This is a genomic window from Cupriavidus taiwanensis LMG 19424, from assembly GCF_000069785.1.
In the GTDB taxonomy this organism is placed as follows: Bacteria; Pseudomonadota; Gammaproteobacteria; order Burkholderiales; family Burkholderiaceae; genus Cupriavidus; species Cupriavidus taiwanensis.
Genome location: NC_010528.1, coordinates 1,260,428 through 1,277,468 on the forward strand (window position 1 = coordinate 1,260,428; position 17,041 = coordinate 1,277,468).

15 protein-coding genes are annotated in these 17,041 nt (G+C 68.2%); 12 read left to right on the plus strand and 3 right to left on the minus strand.

Annotated elements, in window-relative coordinates:
* Window positions 1-241 precede the first annotated feature (241 nt).
* From RALTA_RS05865 to RALTA_RS05885, 5 genes are all read left to right on the plus strand, one after another.
* Window positions 242-688: a CBS domain-containing protein gene (locus tag RALTA_RS05865; RefSeq protein WP_012352517.1), complete on the plus strand. Its 447-nt coding sequence runs from the start codon at window positions 242-244 to the stop codon at window positions 686-688.
* A 170-nt stretch (window positions 689-858) separates the two neighbouring features.
* Window positions 859-2,757 (plus strand): MFS transporter, encoded by a 1,899-nt coding sequence (locus tag RALTA_RS05870; RefSeq protein ID WP_025582183.1) that lies wholly within the window; start codon window positions 859-861, stop codon window positions 2,755-2,757.
* Window positions 2,758-2,778: 21 nt separating this feature from the next.
* On the plus strand, window positions 2,779-3,513 hold the full coding sequence (locus RALTA_RS05875) for a glutathione S-transferase C-terminal domain-containing protein (RefSeq protein ID WP_012352519.1): 735 nt from the start codon (window positions 2,779-2,781) through the stop codon (window positions 3,511-3,513).
* An 85-nt stretch (window positions 3,514-3,598) separates the two neighbouring features.
* A complete protein-coding gene (gene aroC, locus RALTA_RS05880; RefSeq protein ID WP_025582179.1) occupies window positions 3,599-4,708 on the plus strand; it encodes a chorismate synthase in 1,110 nt (369 codons plus the stop codon).
* 1 nt (window position 4,709) lies between these two features.
* Window positions 4,710-5,984: an MFS transporter gene (locus RALTA_RS05885; protein WP_012352521.1), complete on the plus strand. Its 1,275-nt coding sequence runs from the start codon at window positions 4,710-4,712 to the stop codon at window positions 5,982-5,984.
* Window positions 5,985-5,996: 12 nt separating this feature from the next.
* On the opposite strand, the gene RALTA_RS05890 is transcribed toward RALTA_RS05885, so the two are convergent.
* Together RALTA_RS05890 and RALTA_RS05895 are read right to left on the minus strand one after the other, a co-directional pair.
* On the minus strand, window positions 5,997-7,043 hold the full coding sequence (locus tag RALTA_RS05890) for a porin (protein ID WP_012352522.1): 1,047 nt from the start codon (window positions 7,041-7,043) through the stop codon (window positions 5,997-5,999).
* Window positions 7,044-7,117: 74 nt separating this feature from the next.
* On the minus strand, window positions 7,118-8,551 hold the full coding sequence (locus RALTA_RS05895; RefSeq protein ID WP_012352523.1) for an aldehyde dehydrogenase family protein: 1,434 nt from the start codon (window positions 8,549-8,551) through the stop codon (window positions 7,118-7,120).
* Window positions 8,552-8,630: 79 nt separating this feature from the next.
* Between RALTA_RS05895 and RALTA_RS05900 the strand changes: the two genes are divergently transcribed.
* The 7 genes from RALTA_RS05900 to RALTA_RS05930 all read left to right on the plus strand — a co-directional run bounded on the left by RALTA_RS05900 (window position 8,631) and on the right by RALTA_RS05930 (window position 15,838).
* A complete protein-coding gene (locus tag RALTA_RS05900; RefSeq protein ID WP_012352524.1) occupies window positions 8,631-9,284 on the plus strand; it encodes a GntR family transcriptional regulator in 654 nt (217 codons plus the stop codon).
* A gap of 60 nt (window positions 9,285-9,344) precedes the next feature.
* The gene (locus RALTA_RS05905; protein ID WP_012352525.1) at window positions 9,345-10,331 is read left to right on the plus strand and encodes a Bug family tripartite tricarboxylate transporter substrate binding protein; all 987 of its coding nucleotides are present in this window, start codon (window positions 9,345-9,347) and stop codon (window positions 10,329-10,331) included.
* Between the two features lie 13 nt (window positions 10,332-10,344).
* A complete protein-coding gene (locus RALTA_RS05910; RefSeq protein ID WP_012352526.1) occupies window positions 10,345-11,532 on the plus strand; it encodes a mandelate racemase/muconate lactonizing enzyme family protein in 1,188 nt (395 codons plus the stop codon).
* A gap of 15 nt (window positions 11,533-11,547) precedes the next feature.
* A complete protein-coding gene (locus tag RALTA_RS05915) occupies window positions 11,548-12,273 on the plus strand; it encodes a ribonuclease activity regulator RraA (RefSeq protein WP_012352527.1) in 726 nt (241 codons plus the stop codon).
* A complete protein-coding gene (locus RALTA_RS05920; RefSeq protein ID WP_012352528.1) occupies window positions 12,266-13,087 on the plus strand; it encodes an NAD-dependent epimerase/dehydratase family protein in 822 nt (273 codons plus the stop codon). Before RALTA_RS05915 ends, RALTA_RS05920 begins: the two co-directional genes overlap by 8 nt.
* A complete protein-coding gene (locus RALTA_RS05925; RefSeq protein ID WP_041232110.1) occupies window positions 13,056-13,982 on the plus strand; it encodes an SMP-30/gluconolactonase/LRE family protein in 927 nt (308 codons plus the stop codon). The genes RALTA_RS05920 and RALTA_RS05925 overlap by 32 nt, the downstream gene beginning before the upstream one ends.
* Window positions 13,983-14,092: 110 nt before the next feature.
* Window positions 14,093-15,838, plus strand: a complete 1,746-nt coding sequence (locus tag RALTA_RS05930) for a glycoside hydrolase 5 family protein (protein ID WP_012352530.1) — start codon at window positions 14,093-14,095, stop codon at window positions 15,836-15,838.
* A gap of 83 nt (window positions 15,839-15,921) precedes the next feature.
* On the opposite strand, the gene RALTA_RS05935 is transcribed toward RALTA_RS05930, so the two are convergent.
* Window positions 15,922-17,028 (minus strand): NAD(P)/FAD-dependent oxidoreductase, encoded by a 1,107-nt coding sequence (locus RALTA_RS05935; protein WP_012352531.1) that lies wholly within the window; start codon window positions 17,026-17,028, stop codon window positions 15,922-15,924.
* Between the last annotated feature and the right edge of the window lie 13 nt (window positions 17,029-17,041).

Sequence of the window (17,041 nt, forward strand, 5' to 3'; positions counted from 1 at the left end):
TCGGTCAGCCTTGAGTTGTCTCCGGCCAGCATCGTAGCACCGCGCGCCCGCCCACGCGCGCCGGCGGCCCGCAAACCGGCCTCCCGCTTTACTTTGGCGGCGGGTTTGGGCTAGCATCGGCCAACGGGCAAGGCGCCCGCACACCCCGATACAGACAACAAAGTGACTGGCCCCGCCGCCGCAAGCGCCGCGGCGAGGCCCTCAGTTTCAGCTCGGACAGAGCCAGGCAGCGGAGACCACCATGAAAGTCAGCGACATCCTCCAGATCAAGGGCAATACGCTCTACACCGTGACGCCTGACACCTCCTTGCTGGTCGCCGTGCACACCATGGCCGAGCACGATATCGGCTCGCTGGTGGTGATGGAGTACGGCGACCTGGTCGGCATGCTGACCTTCCGCGAGATCATCGAGACGCTGGCCCGCAACAACGGCAACGTCGGCACCAGCAGCATCCGCAAGGTGATGGACGATGCGCCGCTGACCTGCACCATGGAAACCGACGTCAACGAGGTCCGCCGGATGATGCTGGAGCGTCACACCCGCTACCTGCCCGTGCTCGACAACCGCACGCTGATGGGCGTGATCTCGTTCTACGACGTTGCCAAGGCCGTGGTCGAGGACCAGAGCTTCGAGAACAAGATGCTCAAGGCGTATATCCGCGACTGGCCGGAAGAGCGCGCCGAGTGATGGCGCCGCGCCGCGCCGCCTGAAACCGCCTGCAACCGCCGGCCGCCTGCGGAAATACCCTTGGTGGGCCTCGGCCCGGCCGCGGCAAGGTGGCGGCCAGGCCGCGGCTGCGGCACACTAGCCGGCGTTCCCACTCCGTTGGCGGTCGTCCCGACCGACCGGCCCATCCAATGAGCCAACACAGCCAGTTCCGACTGCTCGGCCTGCGCCGCTTCGCTCCGTTCTTCTGGACCCAGTTCCTGGGGGCGATGAACGACAACGTGTTCAAGGTCGCCTTCACCTCGCTGGTGACCTATCACACGGCGCTGTTCGAGGGCGTCGATGCGCGCAGCGCGGCGTTCCTGATCTCGGCAATCTTTATCGCGCCGTTCGTGCTGTTCTCGGCCACCAGCGGGCAGATCGCCGACAAGCTGGAAAAGTCGCGGCTGATCCGGCTGGTCAAGTCGCTGGAGATCGCCATCATGGTGCTGGGGCTGGCCGGCTTTGCCTGGCACAGCGCGCCGCTGCTGTATGCCGGCACCTTCCTGATGGGGCTGCATTCCACGCTGTTCGGGCCGGTCAAGTTTGCCTACCTGCCACAGCACCTGGACGAGAGCGAGCTGGTCGGCGGCAACGGGCTGGTCGAGATGGGCACCTTCGTCGCGATCCTGATCGGCACGCTGATCGGCGGCGAGCTGGCGGGGCTGCGGCAGGGCGGCACCATTGTCGGTCCGCTGTACGTGGGCGCGGTGTGCGTGGCCATTGCCATAGCCGGGCGCCTGGTGGCGGGCGGGATCCCGGCGTCGCCGGCGCCGCAGCCGGACCTGCGCATCAACTGGAACCCGTTTTCCGAGACCTGGCGCAACCTGGTGCTGGCGCGCGGCAACCGCACCGTGTTCCTGAGCCTGCTCGGCATTTCGTGGCTGTGGTTCCTCGGGGCGACCTTCCTGACCTCGTTCTTCAGCTATGCCAAGGATGTGCTGGGCGGCGACCAGAATGTGGTGACGCTGCTGCTGGCGGTGTTCTCGCTGGGCATCGGCACCGGTTCGCTGCTGTGCGAGCGCCTGTCCGGGCGCCATGTCGAGGTCGGCCTGGTGCCGTTCGGCTCGATTGGCATGACCGTGTTCGCGGTCGACCTGTACTTTGCCAGCCAGGGCCAGGCGCCGGCCGCGCTGAGCGGCGTCGGCGCCTTCCTGGCCGCGCCGCACCACTGGCGCGTGCTGGCCGACCTGTTCCTGCTGGCCATGTTCGGCGGCTTCTACAGCGTGCCGCTGTACGCGCTGATCCAGAGCCGCAGCGCCCCCACGCACCGCGCGCGCATCATCGCGGCCAACAATATCCTGAACAGCTTCTTCATGATTGCCGCATCGCTGCTGGGTGTGGCGATGACGCAGGCCGGCTACAGCATCCCGCAGCTGTTCCTGGTGGTCGGTCTGCTCAATGCGGTGGTGGCGGTCTATATCTACTCGCTGGTGCCGGAGTTCCTGCTGCGCTTTATCGCCTGGATCCTGGTCCATACCCTCTATCGCCTGCGCCGCATCAACGCCGAGCGCATCCCCGCGGACGGTCCGGCGGTGCTGGTGTGCAACCACGTCAGCTTTGCCGATGCGGTGGTGCTGATGGCCTGCAGCCCGCGCCCGGTGCGCTTCGTGATGGACCACAACATCTTCAAGGTGCCGCTGCTGTCGTGGTTCTTCCGGCAGGCGCGCGCGATCCCGATCGCGCCGGCGCACCAGGACCCCGAGATGCTCAGGCGTGCCTACGACAGCGTGGCCCAGGCGCTGGAAGACGGCGACCTGGTCTGCATCTTCCCCGAAGGCAAGATCACCGCCACCGGCGAGATCAATCCGTTCAAGCAGGGCGTGCAGCAGATCATCCGCCGCACCCCGGTGCCGGTGGTGCCGATGGCGCTGCGCGGACTGTGGGGCAGCTTCTTCTCGCGCAAGGGCGCGCCGGCGATGTCGCGGCCGTTCCGGCGCGGCATCCTGAACCGGCTCGAACTGGTGGTGGGCGAGCCGGTGCCGCCCGAGGCGGCTACGCCGGAAGGACTGCAGCAGATGGTGCAGGCCTTGCGCGGCGACTGGCGCTAGCTCACGCAAAGGCGATCCCCGATGATTACCCTCTACACCTTCGGCCCCGCCTTCGGGCTGCCCGATGCCAGCCCCTTCGTGACCAAGGCCGAGATGCTGCTCAAGCTGGCCGGCCTGCCGTACCACGCGCGCCGCGGCAGCCTGCGGCGCGCGCCCAAGGGCAAGCTGCCGTACCTGGACGACATGGGCCGGATCGTGGCCGATTCCACCATGATCCGCTGGCACATCGAGAAGACCTACCACATCGACTTCGACGACGGCCTGGGCCCGGCCGAGCGCGGCATTGCCTGGGCCGCCGAGAAGCTGATGGAGGACCATCTCTACTGGGCGGTGGCGCGCGTGCGCTGGCTGGACCAGGCCAATTTCGACAAGGGCCCGGCCCAGTTCTTCCGCAGCGTGCCGGCGCCGGTGCGCGGCCTGGCCGAGCGGCTGGTGCGCTACAAGGTGCGCAAGACGCTGTGGGGGCAGGGCCTGGGCCGGCATAGCGAGGAAGAGCTGGTGGCGCTGGCCACCAAGGGTGTGACCTCGATCGCCGACATCCTGGGAGACAAGCGCTACCTGATGGGCGACAAGCCCTGCGGGGCGGATGCCACGCTGTTCGCCTTTGCCGGCAGCCTGCTGTGCCCCGTATTCGACACCCCGATCCGCACCGCGGCCGAGGGCCATGCCAACCTGGTGGCCTATATGGCGCGGATGCGCGCCGAGTTCTACCCGGAGCTGGCGGCCGCACCGGTGCCGCAGGGCGTAGCGGCCTGAGCGTTTCGGCACCGCCCGGGGCCGCCCGCGCATGGCCATTGGCCTTACAATGGAGGCCGTCCCCAATTCCTGTGCGGTTTCCATCATGTCCGGCAACACCCTTGGCCTGCTTTTCACAGTCACCACCTTCGGCGAATCGCACGGGCCCGCCATCGGCGCGGTGGTGGACGGCTGCCCGCCGGGCCTGGCGCTGACCGAGGCCGATATCCAGGGCGACCTGGACCGCCGCAAGCCCGGCACCTCGCGCCACGTCACCCAGCGCAAGGAACCCGACCAGGTCGAGATCCTGTCCGGCGTGTTCGAGGGCAAGACCACCGGCACCCCGATCTGCCTGCTGATCCGCAACACCGACCAGCGCAGCAAGGACTACGGCAATATCGTCGAGACCTTCCGCCCGGGCCATGCCGACTACACCTACTGGCAGAAATACGGCATCCGTGACCATCGCGGCGGCGGCCGCTCGTCGGCGCGCCTGACCGCGCCGGTGGTGGCGGCGGGCGCGGTGGCCAAGAAATGGCTGCGCGAACAGTACGGCACCGAGATCCGGGGCTATATGTCGCAGCTGGGCGAGATCGCGGTGCCGTTTACCGACTGGTCGCATGTGCCGGAGAACCCGTTCTTCGCCGCCAACGCCGACATCATCCCCGAGCTGGAAACCTATATGGACGCGCTGCGCCGCGACGGCGACTCGGTCGGCGCGCGCATCGAGGTGGTGGCCAGCCACGTGCCGGTGGGCCTGGGCGAGCCGCTGTTCGACAAGCTCGATGCCGATATCGCGCACGCCATGATGGGCATCAACGCGGTCAAGGGCGTCGAGATCGGCGCCGGCTTCGACAGCGTCGCGCAGCGCGGCAGCGTCCACGGCGACGAGCTGACCGCCGCGGGCTTCCGCACCAACAACGCCGGCGGCGTGCTGGGCGGCATCTCCACCGGGCAGGACATCACCGTGTCGCTGGCGATCAAGCCGACGTCTTCGATCCGCACCCCGCGCGAATCGATCGACAAGGCCGGCAATGCCGCCACCGTCGAGACCTTCGGCCGCCACGATCCGTGCGTGGGCATCCGCGCCACGCCGATCGCCGAGGCCATGCTGGCGCTGGTGCTGATCGACCACGCGCTGCGCCACCGCGCGCAGTGCGGCGACGTCCGCGTCGAAACGCCGCGCATCCCCGCGCAGGCCGGACAGACCCGCTGACTTGCCGCCGCTGCGCGGGACAGGCCCCGGCGCTGCCGGCGGCCCTGACTATGCCCGCTTCGGGCTGTTCTACCTGGGCTATTACGGCTACGTCGGCCTGATCTCTCCCTACGTCAGCCTGTATTTCGCCGACCGCGGCTTCGACCCGGTGCAGATCGGCGTGCTGATGGCGAGCTTCCAGGTCAGCCGCATCGTCGGGCCCTACCTGTGGGGCTGGCTGTCCGACGTGATGCACACGCGCGTGCGCATCCTGCGCGTCAGCGCGTTCACTTCGCTGCTGGCATTCCTGCTGCTGCCGGGCGTCGGCAGCTACGGCGGCATGATGGCGATGATGCTGACGCTGAGCCTGCTGACCAGCGCGATGTCGCCGCTGGGCGATGCCCTGACCATTTCCACGCTGCGCCGGCACGGCGCCTTCGACCACAGCTACGGCCGCATCCGCATGTTCGGCTCGCTCGGCTTCATCGGCGCGGTGCTGGCCGGCGGGGCGCTGTTCGAGGCGGTCGGCATGCGCGCGTTCCCGTGGGTGGCCAGCGCGCTGCTGGCGATCCTGGCGGCGGTGGTTCTGACCATGCGCGACGCGGCCGACGAGGGCCCGCGCACGCCGCCGCCGCGGGCCTTGCCGCTGCTGCGCCGCCCGGACGTGGCCTGGTTCCTGGCGTCGGCCTTCCTGATGATGTTCGCGCACGCGGCGCTCTACGTCTTCTATTCGCTGTGGCTGGAGACGCTGGGCTACAGCAAGTTCGCCATCGGCGTGATGTGGACCATCGGCGTGGTTGCCGAGATCGTGTTCTTCTACTATCAGGGCCTGCTGTTCGCGCGCTACGCGCTGCGCACCATCCTGGCGGGAACCTTCGTGCTGGCGGCGCTGCGCTTCGGGCTGACCGGCTACCTGGCGCAGTTCGCGTGGCTGATGGCAGTGGTGCAGGTGCTGCACGCGGCCACCTTCGCCGCGCACCACAGCGCCAGCCTGAAGCGCCTGCAGGTGTGGTTTGCCGGGCCGCTGCAGGGGCGGGGACAGGCGCTGTACACCGGCATCTCCTACGGCGTCGGCGGCACGCTGGGCGGGCTGGCGATGGGCTGGACCTGGAATGCGCTGGCGCCGGCGCATACCTTCGGCCTCGCCGCCGTGGCCGCGGCGGCGGGGGCCTTCTGCGCGGTGATGAGCTTTCGCGCGGAAGGCAGCCCGGCAAAAGCGGTCAAGGCGGCCGAGGGGGCCGAGGGGGCCGAGCGGGCCGAGGCGGTCAGCCGTGGCGACTCGGTCCAGGGCCGCTGAGCCGTCCGGCGTTCAGAACTTGTGGCGCAGCCCGGTGGTCACGCCGATGCGGTTGCCATGGCCGAAGAACGGCGTGACGAAGTTGGGCCTTGACGCGAGGGTGCGCCAGGTGCCCGTCAGCGCGGTGTAGTCGGCTTCGACATAGACATCGGTGCGCTTGCTCAGGTTGTAGTCCACCATCATCGCCGCCGTATAGCGGTTGCCGCCGTCGCCGTTGATCTTCATGCGGTCATAGGTGCCGGTGAGATAAAACGTCCATGCATCGCTGAACGCGTGCTTCAGCCCGGCATAGTAGGCGTTGTCGCGATAGCCCGCCTGGTCGTACGTACTGCGCGTGAAGCCTGCGTTGAACAGCGTATTGCCCCACCGGTACGTGCCGCCCACCGACCATACCTGCTGGTCGCTCGTCGGTACCGCGGTGCCGAAGTAGGTGGCGGTGTCGCGCATGATCTGGTAGCCGCCGGCAAGCTTGACGGGGCCGCTGCTGTAGGTCAGGCTCGCGCCGGTCGACGACGATGCCGGGAAGCTGCCGGCGACTTCGCCGAACGCATGCTGCGCGGCCACGGTGACCGGCCCGAATACGCCTGAGTACTTGAGCATGTTGTCCTGGCGCACGCCGCCGGTGTAGTTGCCGCTCTGGAAGGCGATCAGCCCCAGGTTGGGCAACGCCATGGTGTCGTAGCTGGCAATGACTTCGTGGATTACGGTGAAGTCGCGGCCCAGCTTCAGGCTGCCGAAATCCCCGCCGAGGCCGACGAAGGCCTTGCGCCCGAACAACCGGCCGCCTTGCGAGGCCATGCCCGTATCGGGCAGGAAGCCGTTCTCGAGCACGAAGAAGGCGCGGTAGCCGTTACCGAGCGTTTCGGTGCCCTGCATGCCGAAGCGCGTGCCGGTAAGTACGCCGTCGCCCATCTGGAACTTGCCGTCGCCGCTGGGGTTCTCGTGGGTGGTGTAGCGGATCGTGGTGTCGATCAGTCCGTACAGCGAAACCCCGCTCTGGGCGAGGGCCGGGCCGGCGAATCCACTGGCAAGGCAAAGCGGCAGGAAGAACTTCTTCATGTTGTCTCCGTGATGGATATTGGAATGTCCAGGACGGCAGGCGCCCTGGCAGGTGCTGCAAAAAAGGCGGGGTGTCAGGCCCGGATGTAGCTCGTCTTGCCGGCAGTAAAGAATTCGCGCGCGGCCCAGCCCTGCTCGTGCGGGCCGTATGAGGAGGCCCTGATGCCGCCGAACGGCACGTGATAGTCCACGCCCGCGGTGGCTGTATTGACCATGACCATGCCGGCGCGCAGCTGCCGCCGGAAGCGGCGCGCCGCAGACAACGAGCGCGTGCACACGCCCGCCGACAGGCCGAACGGGGTGTCGTTGGCAAGCTCGAGGGCATGGTCGTGGTCGCGCGCGCGCAGCACCGTCGCCACCGGTCCGAAGATCTCTTCCTGGGCTACGCGCATGCCGCTTTCGCATTCGAGGAATAGCGCCGGCGCCAGATAGAACCCGTCGCTGGCGCACCGCAGACGTTCGCCGCCGCACGCCAGCACGGCGCCTTCCTGGCGGCCGAGGGCGACGTAGCCGAGGTCCTTGTCGAGCTGGCTGGCGTCGGCCACGGGGCCGATGTCGGTGGCATCGTCCAGCGCGTGGCCGACGCGAAGCCGCTGCGTGGCCTCGCGCAATGCCCTGGTGAAGCGGTCGTGGATGTCGTCGGTCACGATGATCCGCGATGACGCCGTGCAGCGCTGGCCCGTGGAATAGAAGGCGCCTTGCACGGCGGCGTCGACGGCCACGGCGATATCCGCATCGCCCAGCACCACCAGCGGGTTCTTGCCGCCCATCTCCAGTTGCAGCCGCGTGCTGGTTCCGCCGAGGGCCTGCGCGATACGGCGGCCCGTAGCCTCCGATCCGGTAAAGGAGACAGCCGCGACATCCGGGGACGTCGTCAGGACCGGGCCAAGTTCCGTGCCGCGGCCCAGGACCATGTTGAAGACGCCGTCGGGCAGCCCGCTGCGCGACAGGATCTCGGCCAGCGCCCAGGCCGAGCCCGGCACCAGTTCCGCCGGCTTGAACACCACGCAATTGCCGAACGCCAGCGCAGGCGCAAGCTTCCATGCCGGGATGGCGATGGGGAAATTCCACGGCGTGATGATGCTGACCACGCCGACCGGTTCTGCCGTGACTTCCACATCGATGCCTGGCCGCACCGATGCCACCAGCTGCCCGTGCGGCCGCAGCGCTTCCTGCGCGAAGTACTTGAAAATCTGTCCGGCGCGCATGACCTCGCCGATGGCCTCGCGCAGGGTCTTGCCTTCTTCGCGCGCCAGCAGCCGTCCGAGCTCGTCCTTGCGATCCACGATTTCATGGCCGACGCGAGCGAGGATATCCGCGCGCAGTTGCACGGGACTTTCGGACCACGCACCAAAGGCTGCGCTGGCCGCCGCGATGGCTTCCTGCGCCAGGGCAGGGGTTGCAATGGCGGCTTCGCCAACGAGGTCGGACAAATCGGAGGGATTGCGGTTGGGGTCGTGCTGTTCGCTGTCGACCCACCGGCCGTTGATGTAGTTCTGGTATCGCATTGGATTTTGGATTTTGGAAAATCCAGTGTATAGTAAGCTCGTGCTTTACCAAACGCAACCGGATGCACCGGATTTCCCCATGCAACGCATCAACACTCCCACCTATGTCCGTCTGCGCGAACAGATCCGCGCCGATATTGCCGCCGGAATCTGGCCGCTCGGTGCGCACATCACGCTGGCGCAAATGGTGGAGCGGTACGAAGTCAGCCTGAATCCGGTGCGCGAGGCGCTGCTGCACCTGCAGGGCGAGGGCATCATCGACATGCAGATGCACCGCGGCGCGGTGATCCCCACCGTCGACGCGGCCTACATTGCCAACATCTATGACATGCGCGGGGCCATCGAGCAGATGCTGGCGGCCAAGGTCGCGGCGCTCGCGACGCCCGAGGACATCGAGCGGATCGATGCGGCGCGCCTGCATTACGAGGAGGTCGTCAGCGGCGACGACACTGGCGCGAGCGTGGCGGCGAACCGCGAATTCCACCGGGTCTTCAACCAGGTGGCCGGCAACCAGCCAGCGGTGGATGTGCTCGGCTCGCGCTCCAGCCTGGTCGATGCCCTGCGCCGTTCGCTTGGCTATGGCCCGCAGCGCAAGGACGCGGTGATTGCGCAGCACCGCAAGCTGGTGGCGGCGGTGCGCAAGGGCGACGGCGCGCTGGCCGCGCGCATCGCGCTGGATCACGCCGAATCGGCGCGCGACGACTTGCTGCGCATGATCGAAACACCGCACTAAGCCGTGGCGCCGGCCGGGCGCCACGAAATCGTTCCAAACCTGAACCAGGAGACAGCCGACATGGAGTTCGGTAAGGGCGCCGTGCGCCTAGCGTTTTCATTCACCGCCGCCTTCGGGCTGATTCATGCGGCTTGCGCCGCCCCCGCGCCGTATCCGTCCCGGCCGATCCAGCTGATCGTCGGCTTTGCGCCAGGCGGCGCGGCCGACACCATGGCCCGCGCGGTCGCCGAGGAAATGTCCAAGAGCCTGGGCCAGCCGGTGGTGGTGGACAACCGCAGCGGCGCCTCCGGCAACATCGCCACCCAGGCCGCGCTGGCCGCGGCGCCCGATGGCTATTCCGTGATCTTCGCGGCCATTCACCTGGCCACCAATCCGTCGATGATCGGCGTGCCCTACAACCCGCGCACCGACCTGGCGATGGTGGGCCAGATGACCAGCGTTCCGGTCTTCATGCTGGCGGCAGCCTCGTCCCCGTACCGGTCGGCGGCCGATGTCATCGCGGCGTCGCGCAGGCTCGATGGCGGGCTCAAGGTCGGCAGCGGTGGCATCGGCACGTCGTCGCACCTGGCGCTCGAGCTGCTCAAGCGCGCCGAGCACATGCCGGCACTGCATATCCCCTACCGCGGCGGCACGCCCGCGCTGCAAGGCCTGATGTCGGGCGAGGTGGACGTGATGTTCGACCTGGGCTCCGGGACCCTCAAGTCCTACATTGATGCGGGCAAGGTGCGGCCCCTGGCGGTGATGCAGGCCAGTGCGGTAAGCGGCGTCAAGGCACCGCCGGCCCCGGCGGCGGGCTTGCCCAAGGAGACCTATATCCGCAGCTGGCAGGGCCTGGCGGTGAAGGCCGGTACGCCACCTGCCGTCATCGACAAGCTGCATGCGGCGCTCAACGCGGCCATGCGCCAGCCGGCGGTGCAGGCCCGGGCACAGGCCATGGGCATGGAGCCCACGGCCAGCGCGACGCCCGCGGATTTCCAGAAGCTCTACCTGGAGGAACTGGCACGCTGGAGTGCGTTCATCAAGGCAGCAAACATCAAGCCGCAATAACCCTCCGGACACGATGAAAATCACGCAGGTCAAAGTTCACCTGATGCAGGCCGGCGCGCCGACCCATACGGCATGGGGCGGGGCGGGCAAAAGCGCCCTGGCGACGGGGCGCAACTGGCTGTTCGTTGAAGTTGCCACCGACGCGGGCCTGGTCGGCATCGGCGAAGGATCCGGATGGCCGCGCGTGGTCGCGGCCGGGCTGCCGGACCTGGCGCCGCTGCTGGCCGGCGAGGACCCGTTCCAGACCGAGCGTCTGCACCAGAAGCTGCGCGTGGCGTTGATGGGCCACGGCCACATCGGCGTGGTCGGCGCCGGGGCGCTGGCGGCGCTGGACACGGCGCTATGGGACATCAAGGCACAGGCGCTGGGCCGCCCGCTGCACGACCTGCTCGGCGGGGCGCTGCGCCAGCGCGTGTCCTACTACGCCCACGTGAAGGATGCCGAGACGGCGCGCGCCGCGGTGTCGCGCGGCGTACGCGCGGTCAAGGTCGGCGGGACGCAGCAGATCGTCGAGCGCGCCTGGGCGGTGCGCGAAGCGATCGGGCCGGATGTCGACCTGATCGTCGACCTGCACGGCCCGGCATGGCTGACCGGTGCGGATGCCGTGGCGGTAGGGCGGGCGCTGGAAGGCGCGCGCCTGCTGTTCCTCGAAGAGCCGGTCGGCCCGGAAGACGAACTGGGCTGGCGCCGCGTGCGCGACAGCGTCGCGTTGCCGCTTGCCGCCGGTGAGCGCCTTGGCACGCTGGCGGAGTTCGACCGGCTGATGGCGAGCGGCCTGGTCGATATCGTCCAGCCTGACACCGGCCGCACCGGCGGGCCGACGCAGCTCAAGAAGATTGCCGCCCTGGCCGAGGCGCGTTCACTGCTGCTGGCGCCGCATTCGGGCTCGCTGGGTCCGGTGGCGGAGTTCGCCGCGGTGCACTGGATCGCGACCTCGCCGACCGGCCTCATCCTCGAGCGCCTGGAACCCGACTGGCCCGGCAAGGCGCAGGCCATTACCGATTCGCTCCACGCCGAAGATGGCCAGATCCTGGTGCCGGCCGGGCCCGGCCTGGGCACCAGCCTGGAGCCTGACTTTATCGCGGCCCATCCCAGCGAGCGCAACGTTGCCTTGCCCGCCGGCGGCTGGGAGCCCGGCACTTCGCAAGAAACCCCATATCTCCAGGCGCGGCGCACCCGCGCACGCCTGACGCAATCGTAAGAAGGAGACCATTCCATGCCCCTGTCCGACGCCTCGCGCGAAATCCTGTTGCGCGTATCCACCGCCACGCTGACCACCATCCTGTTCAAGCGCGGCTTCCGCAACGTGTTCCTGCAGGGCCTCAGGCCCCTGAATCCCTCCGCGTGCCGCTTCGTCGGTCCGGCGTTCACGCTGCGCTATATCCCGGCACGCGAGGACCTCGACCCGATCACGGCGTTCGACGATCCGCGCCATCCCCAGCGCGTGGCCATCGAGGAATGCCCGGCCGGCCATGTGCTGGTCATGGACAGCCGCGGCGACGCCACGGCGGCATCGTCCGGCAACCTGCTGATTACCCGGCTCTGGCTGCGGGGCGGCGCCGGCGTGGTCACCGACGGCGGCTTCCGCGACAGCCCCGAGATCGCGGCGATGAACTTCCCCGCCTGGCACACCCGGCCATCGGCGCCGACCAACCTGATCCGTCACCATGCAGTCGACCTGCAACTCCCGATTGCCTGCGCCGGCGTCAGCATCTATCCGGGCGACATCATGGTGGCCGACGCGGAAGGGATCGTCTGCATCCCCAGGCACCTGGCGGAAGACGTCGCCCAGGAAGCAGTCCAGCAGACCATGTACGAGGACTGGGTCAACGAGAAGATTCTGGCCGGCGCCAGCCTGCCGGGACTGTATCCGCTGCTCGATCCGGCGCTGCAGCAGGAATACGCGCAATGGAAGGCGCAGGAGGGCCACCGCTATGACTGAGCAGCGCTTGCCCATCGTGGTGCTGACCGGCGCGGCGGGGCGCCTGGCCCAGCATGTGCGGCCGTTGCTGGCCGCCGCATGCCGCGAGGTGCGGCTTTGCGACGTGCGGCCCGTCACGCCGCAGGCCGGCAACGAGACCGCTTTCCAGTGCGCGCTGGAGGACGCCAGCCAGTTGCCCGCGCTGCTGGCCGGCGCCGACATGGTGGTCCATTTCGCCGGCTATCCGCGCGAAGCGGCATGGGACGTGATCCTGCCGGCCAACGTCGCCAGCGTCGCCAACCTGTGGGAGGCGGCGCGCGCGGCGCGCGTTCAGCGCATGATCTACGCCAGTTCCAACCACGCAATGGGCCTGTATCCGCGCGCCACTACCGTCGGCAGCGAAGACCTGCCGCGCCCGGATTCGCGCTACGGCGTGTCCAAGGTCTTCATGGAAGCGGTGGCGGGCCTGTACGCGCAGAAGTTCGGGCTGAAGGGCTTTGGCATGCGCATTGGCCACTGCTCGCCCGAACCGCTCGATGCGCGGATGCTGTCGCACTGGGTCAGCCCGCGCGACCTGGCGCAGCTGGTGCGGGTCGGCATGGAGGCCGACTACGACAACGCCATCGTCTATGGCGTCTCCGACAATGCCCGGACCTGGTGGGACAACACGCGCGCCCATGTGCTTGGCTACCGGCCGCAGGATTCGGCTGACCCTTACCGCGAGGCTTTGCAGGACAAGGTCAGCAGTGATCCGCTGGCAGAACATTTCCAGGGCGGCGACTTTGCCGCAGCGGAGTTCAATCGTGATCGTTCCCTATTCGACGTCGATCGTTGAGGTCCTGTCGGGCCGCACGCAGCAAGGGCTGGCATTGCGCCAATTCCGGGTCGGCAACCGCGTGGGCGAGTGCCCGATCTGGGCGGACGCGCGCCTGACCTGGATCGATGTGCGGGCGCCCGCCTTGCATGCGCTCGATCCGGCAACGGGCCGGCTCGACACCTGGACGCTGCCCAAGCCGGTGGGTGCGCATGCGCTCTGCGTTGACGGTAGCATCCTGCTCGCCTTGCGCGATGAGCTGGCGATCCTCGACCCGGAGCGCGCATCGCTGTGCACCGTGGCGGCACCGGAGCCGGACCGCCCGCACAACCGGCTCAACGAGGGCCGGGTGTCCCCTTGCGGTGCCTGGTTTGTCTTCGGTTCGATGGACGACTCGGGCGCGGGCCGGCCAACCGGCCAGCTCCACGCCTGGCATCCGCAACGGGGCAGCCGCGTGCTGCTGGATGGCCTGCATATCGCGAACGGCTTTGCCTGGTCCGGTGACGGGCAAACCTTCCACTTCTCCGACAGCAAGGCAGGCGTGGTCTATCGCGCGCGCTGGCAGGCGCAGACCGGAACACTCGCGGACATCGCTCCATGGGTCGACGCCGACGAGCAAGCCGGGCGCCCGGATGGTGCCTTCATCGACGGCCACGACAACTACTGGTCGGCCGGCGTCTCGGCCGGCTGCATCAACGTCCATGCGCCTGGCGGCGAGCGCATCCGCAAGCTTGCGGTGCCATGCCAGGCCCCCAGCATGGTGTGCCCCGGGCCGCACGGCTCGGTCTTTGTCACGTCGCTGGTCCGGCCGCAATGGGGGCCGGACGACATCAGGCCCGAGGATGGCCAGCTGTTCCAGTTGCTGGACCTGCTGGCATCTGACGCGCCGCCTCCTGTCCGCCTGCGACTGACGTAGCAGGGCACTAACCGTTTCTTCGTGTCGCAGTGGGTTGCGATCCGGTTCCGCTCTGGCGGCGCCGGAGGACGGCACGCGGCGGTACTACTACAACCAGAAAGAGGAGCAGCATGAAGATTCGCAACTATGTCAGCCTGGCCGGCGCCGTAAGCCTGGCTTTTGCTCTGGCCGCCTGTGGCGGCGACAATCCCACCGATGCCGGGCCGCAACCGGCAGCCGCGGGCGGTCAGCCGTCCGCGCCGCCTGCGCCGGGTGCGGCCAAGCCCGGCCCTGACCGGCGCGTGCTGACCCCCCCCATCAGCGCCGCCACGCGCGCCATCCTCGAAGCCGATCCGGCCAGCTATGCCGCGCTCGAGTCGGTGGCCGAGCCCGGCTACACGCTGCTCGGCCGCATCAAGCCGCGCACCACGGCCGAACTGAGGGCAGACGGCCTGACCAGCCACCTGATGATCGGCGGCGAGACCACCGACCGCAACTTCAGCGTGTTCTCGAACTGGCGCGAATTCCTGAACCCGCTCGGCACCACCAAAGTGCGCATCCAGTCCGGCTGGAACGATATCGAACAGACCATTACCACGCCGGCGACCTACAGCTTTGCCAAGCTCGACGAGATCATCGACGGTGCCATCGAACAGAAGCACGAGCCCATGGTGTTCCTCGGCTACGGCAACGTCCGCCCCGGCTGCACCGATTGCGGCGGCGCCGGGCTCGGCGGTAGCTTCCCCACCGGCGCGGGCAAGGAGCGCTTCCTCAAGTTCGTCGAGGCCACGGTGACGCGGTACAAGGACAAGGTGACCGACTGGCAGATCTGGAACGAGCCCACCAAGGACCTCGACACCTACAAGATGTTGATCGTGGACACGGCCAGGCTGATCAAACAGATCCAGCCCAACGCAAAGCTGACGATCGGGTCGTGGTATACGGTGCATTACGCGCTGTCCTGCCTGGAAAACTGCAATGACTCGGCCGAGGTCCAGGACGCGCGCAACTACATCCTGACGTCGCTCAAGTATTTCCATGACAACAAGGGGCCGACGGTGCCGTCGGAAGACGTTTACGTGGCCTTCCATCCGTACACCATGAACGTCGACTACGACCAGAATCCGTGGGATGCACGCAGCATGGAAAACTTCCTGGCCCTGGTGCACGGCTACGGCTTCAAGCCGCGCATGGACGAGAACGGCGCACCGTCGACGCCGTGCATGACCTACGCAATGTGCGACAGCGGCACCAGGGCATGGACCGAGAAGAACCAGGCCAAGTACAACCTGCGTCGCGTTCTTGGCGATCTCGCGCGCGGCATCGAGACCAGCATGTTCACGATCTCGGACCTGCACTACAACGATGCCAAGAACACCAAGGGCCTGCTGACCACTGGCGTGTGGGACCCGAATCTCGATACGCCGTTCCTAAATGGCGACCAGCGCGTCGCGGGCAAGAAGATCGCCTATGGCGCCTTCCAGAACGTCACGGCGCTGTTCGACAGCCGCATGGAGCCGGTTCCCGAGCACGGCTGCACCGCACCCGCCGGCTATACCGCTCACGCGTGGCGGCAGCGCAAGGGAGGCGTGGAGGCAACCGTGATCGGCGTCTGGAAGAAGACCAAGCTGCCCGTACCAGACACGGCGGAGCCGCGCGCCGTGGTCCAGGTGTCGTGCAACGGCATCGGCTTCGGCGGCCTCGCAGCGACCGGCGCCGCGCCGCGCTATGTCGACATGATGGATGGGCGCGTCTATGACATGCCCGCGGGCACCATTTCAGCGAACGCGCCTGCAGCGGTGACGATGTCGGTGCCGGTGGCCGACTGGCCGGCACTAGTGGTTGATGCGCGCGTCCTCCAGGGGTCGCTGCGCTAGGTAGCGGGCGGGCTGTGGCGCCTTGCCGCGGCCCGTGCCCGCAGGCGCGGTGAGGGACACCGCCGCAAGCTCGCGGCGCTTGCTCAGTCCAGCGCCGCGCAGACCCGCTCGGCAATCGCCAGCGACGAGGTCAGCCCCGGCGATTCGATGCCGAACAGGTGAACCAGCCCCGGCACGCCGTGCACGGCGGGGCCGTCGATGCGGAAGTCGGCCGCGGCTTCATGCGGGCCGCTGATCTTGGGACGGATGCCGGCATAGCCCGGCTGCAGCGCGCCATCGGCCAGTCCCGGCCAGTAGCGGCGCACCTCGTCATAGAACGCGTCGGCGTCGGCCGCGTCCACGCCGTATTCGATCTCGTCGATCCAGCGTACATTGGGGCCGAAGCGCGCCTGGCCGCCCAGGTCGAGGGTCAGGTGCACGCCGAGCCCGGCGGCCTCCGGCACCGGATAGATCAGCCGCGAGAACGGCGCGCGGCCGGCCAGCGTGAAGTAGCAGCCCTTGGCGTAGTACTGCGGCGGGATATGGGCTTCCGGCATGCCGTCGATGCGGCGCGCCAGTTCCGGTGCCGTCAGCCCGGCCGAATTCACCACCGTGCGCGCCAGCAGCGTGGTGGCGCTGCCGTCTTCCGCGCCGATCTCCAGCCGGATGCCATCCGCCGTGACCGCGCCGCCCAGCACCGGCGACTGCACCGCCAGCATCGCGCCCGCGTTCTCCGCATCGCCCAGCAGTGCCGTCATCAGGCCATGGCTATCGACGATGCCGGTCGATGGCGACAGCAGCGCCGCATGGCACTGCAGCTGCGGCTCCAGCGACTGCGCTTCGGCGCGGCCGATCAGGCGCAGGTCGTCCACGCCATTGGCGGCCGCTTTGGCGCGGATGCCTTCGAGCGTCGCCACCTGGGCCTCGCTGGTGGCGACGATCAGCTTGCCGCAGCGCTGGTGCGCCACGTGGCGACTGGCGCAGTAGTCGTACAGCATGGCCTTGCCGCGCACGCACAGCTGCGCCTTGAGCGAGCCGGCCGGATAGTAGATGCCGGCATGGATGACCTCGCTGTTGCGCGCGCTGGTGATGGTGCCGAAGGCGTTCTCGGCTTCCAGGATGATCACTTCGCGGCCTTGCAGCGCCAGCGCGCGCGCTACCGCCAGTCCCACCACGCCGGCGCCGATCACGACGCAATCCACAGTTTCCATGGTTGTTCCTTGC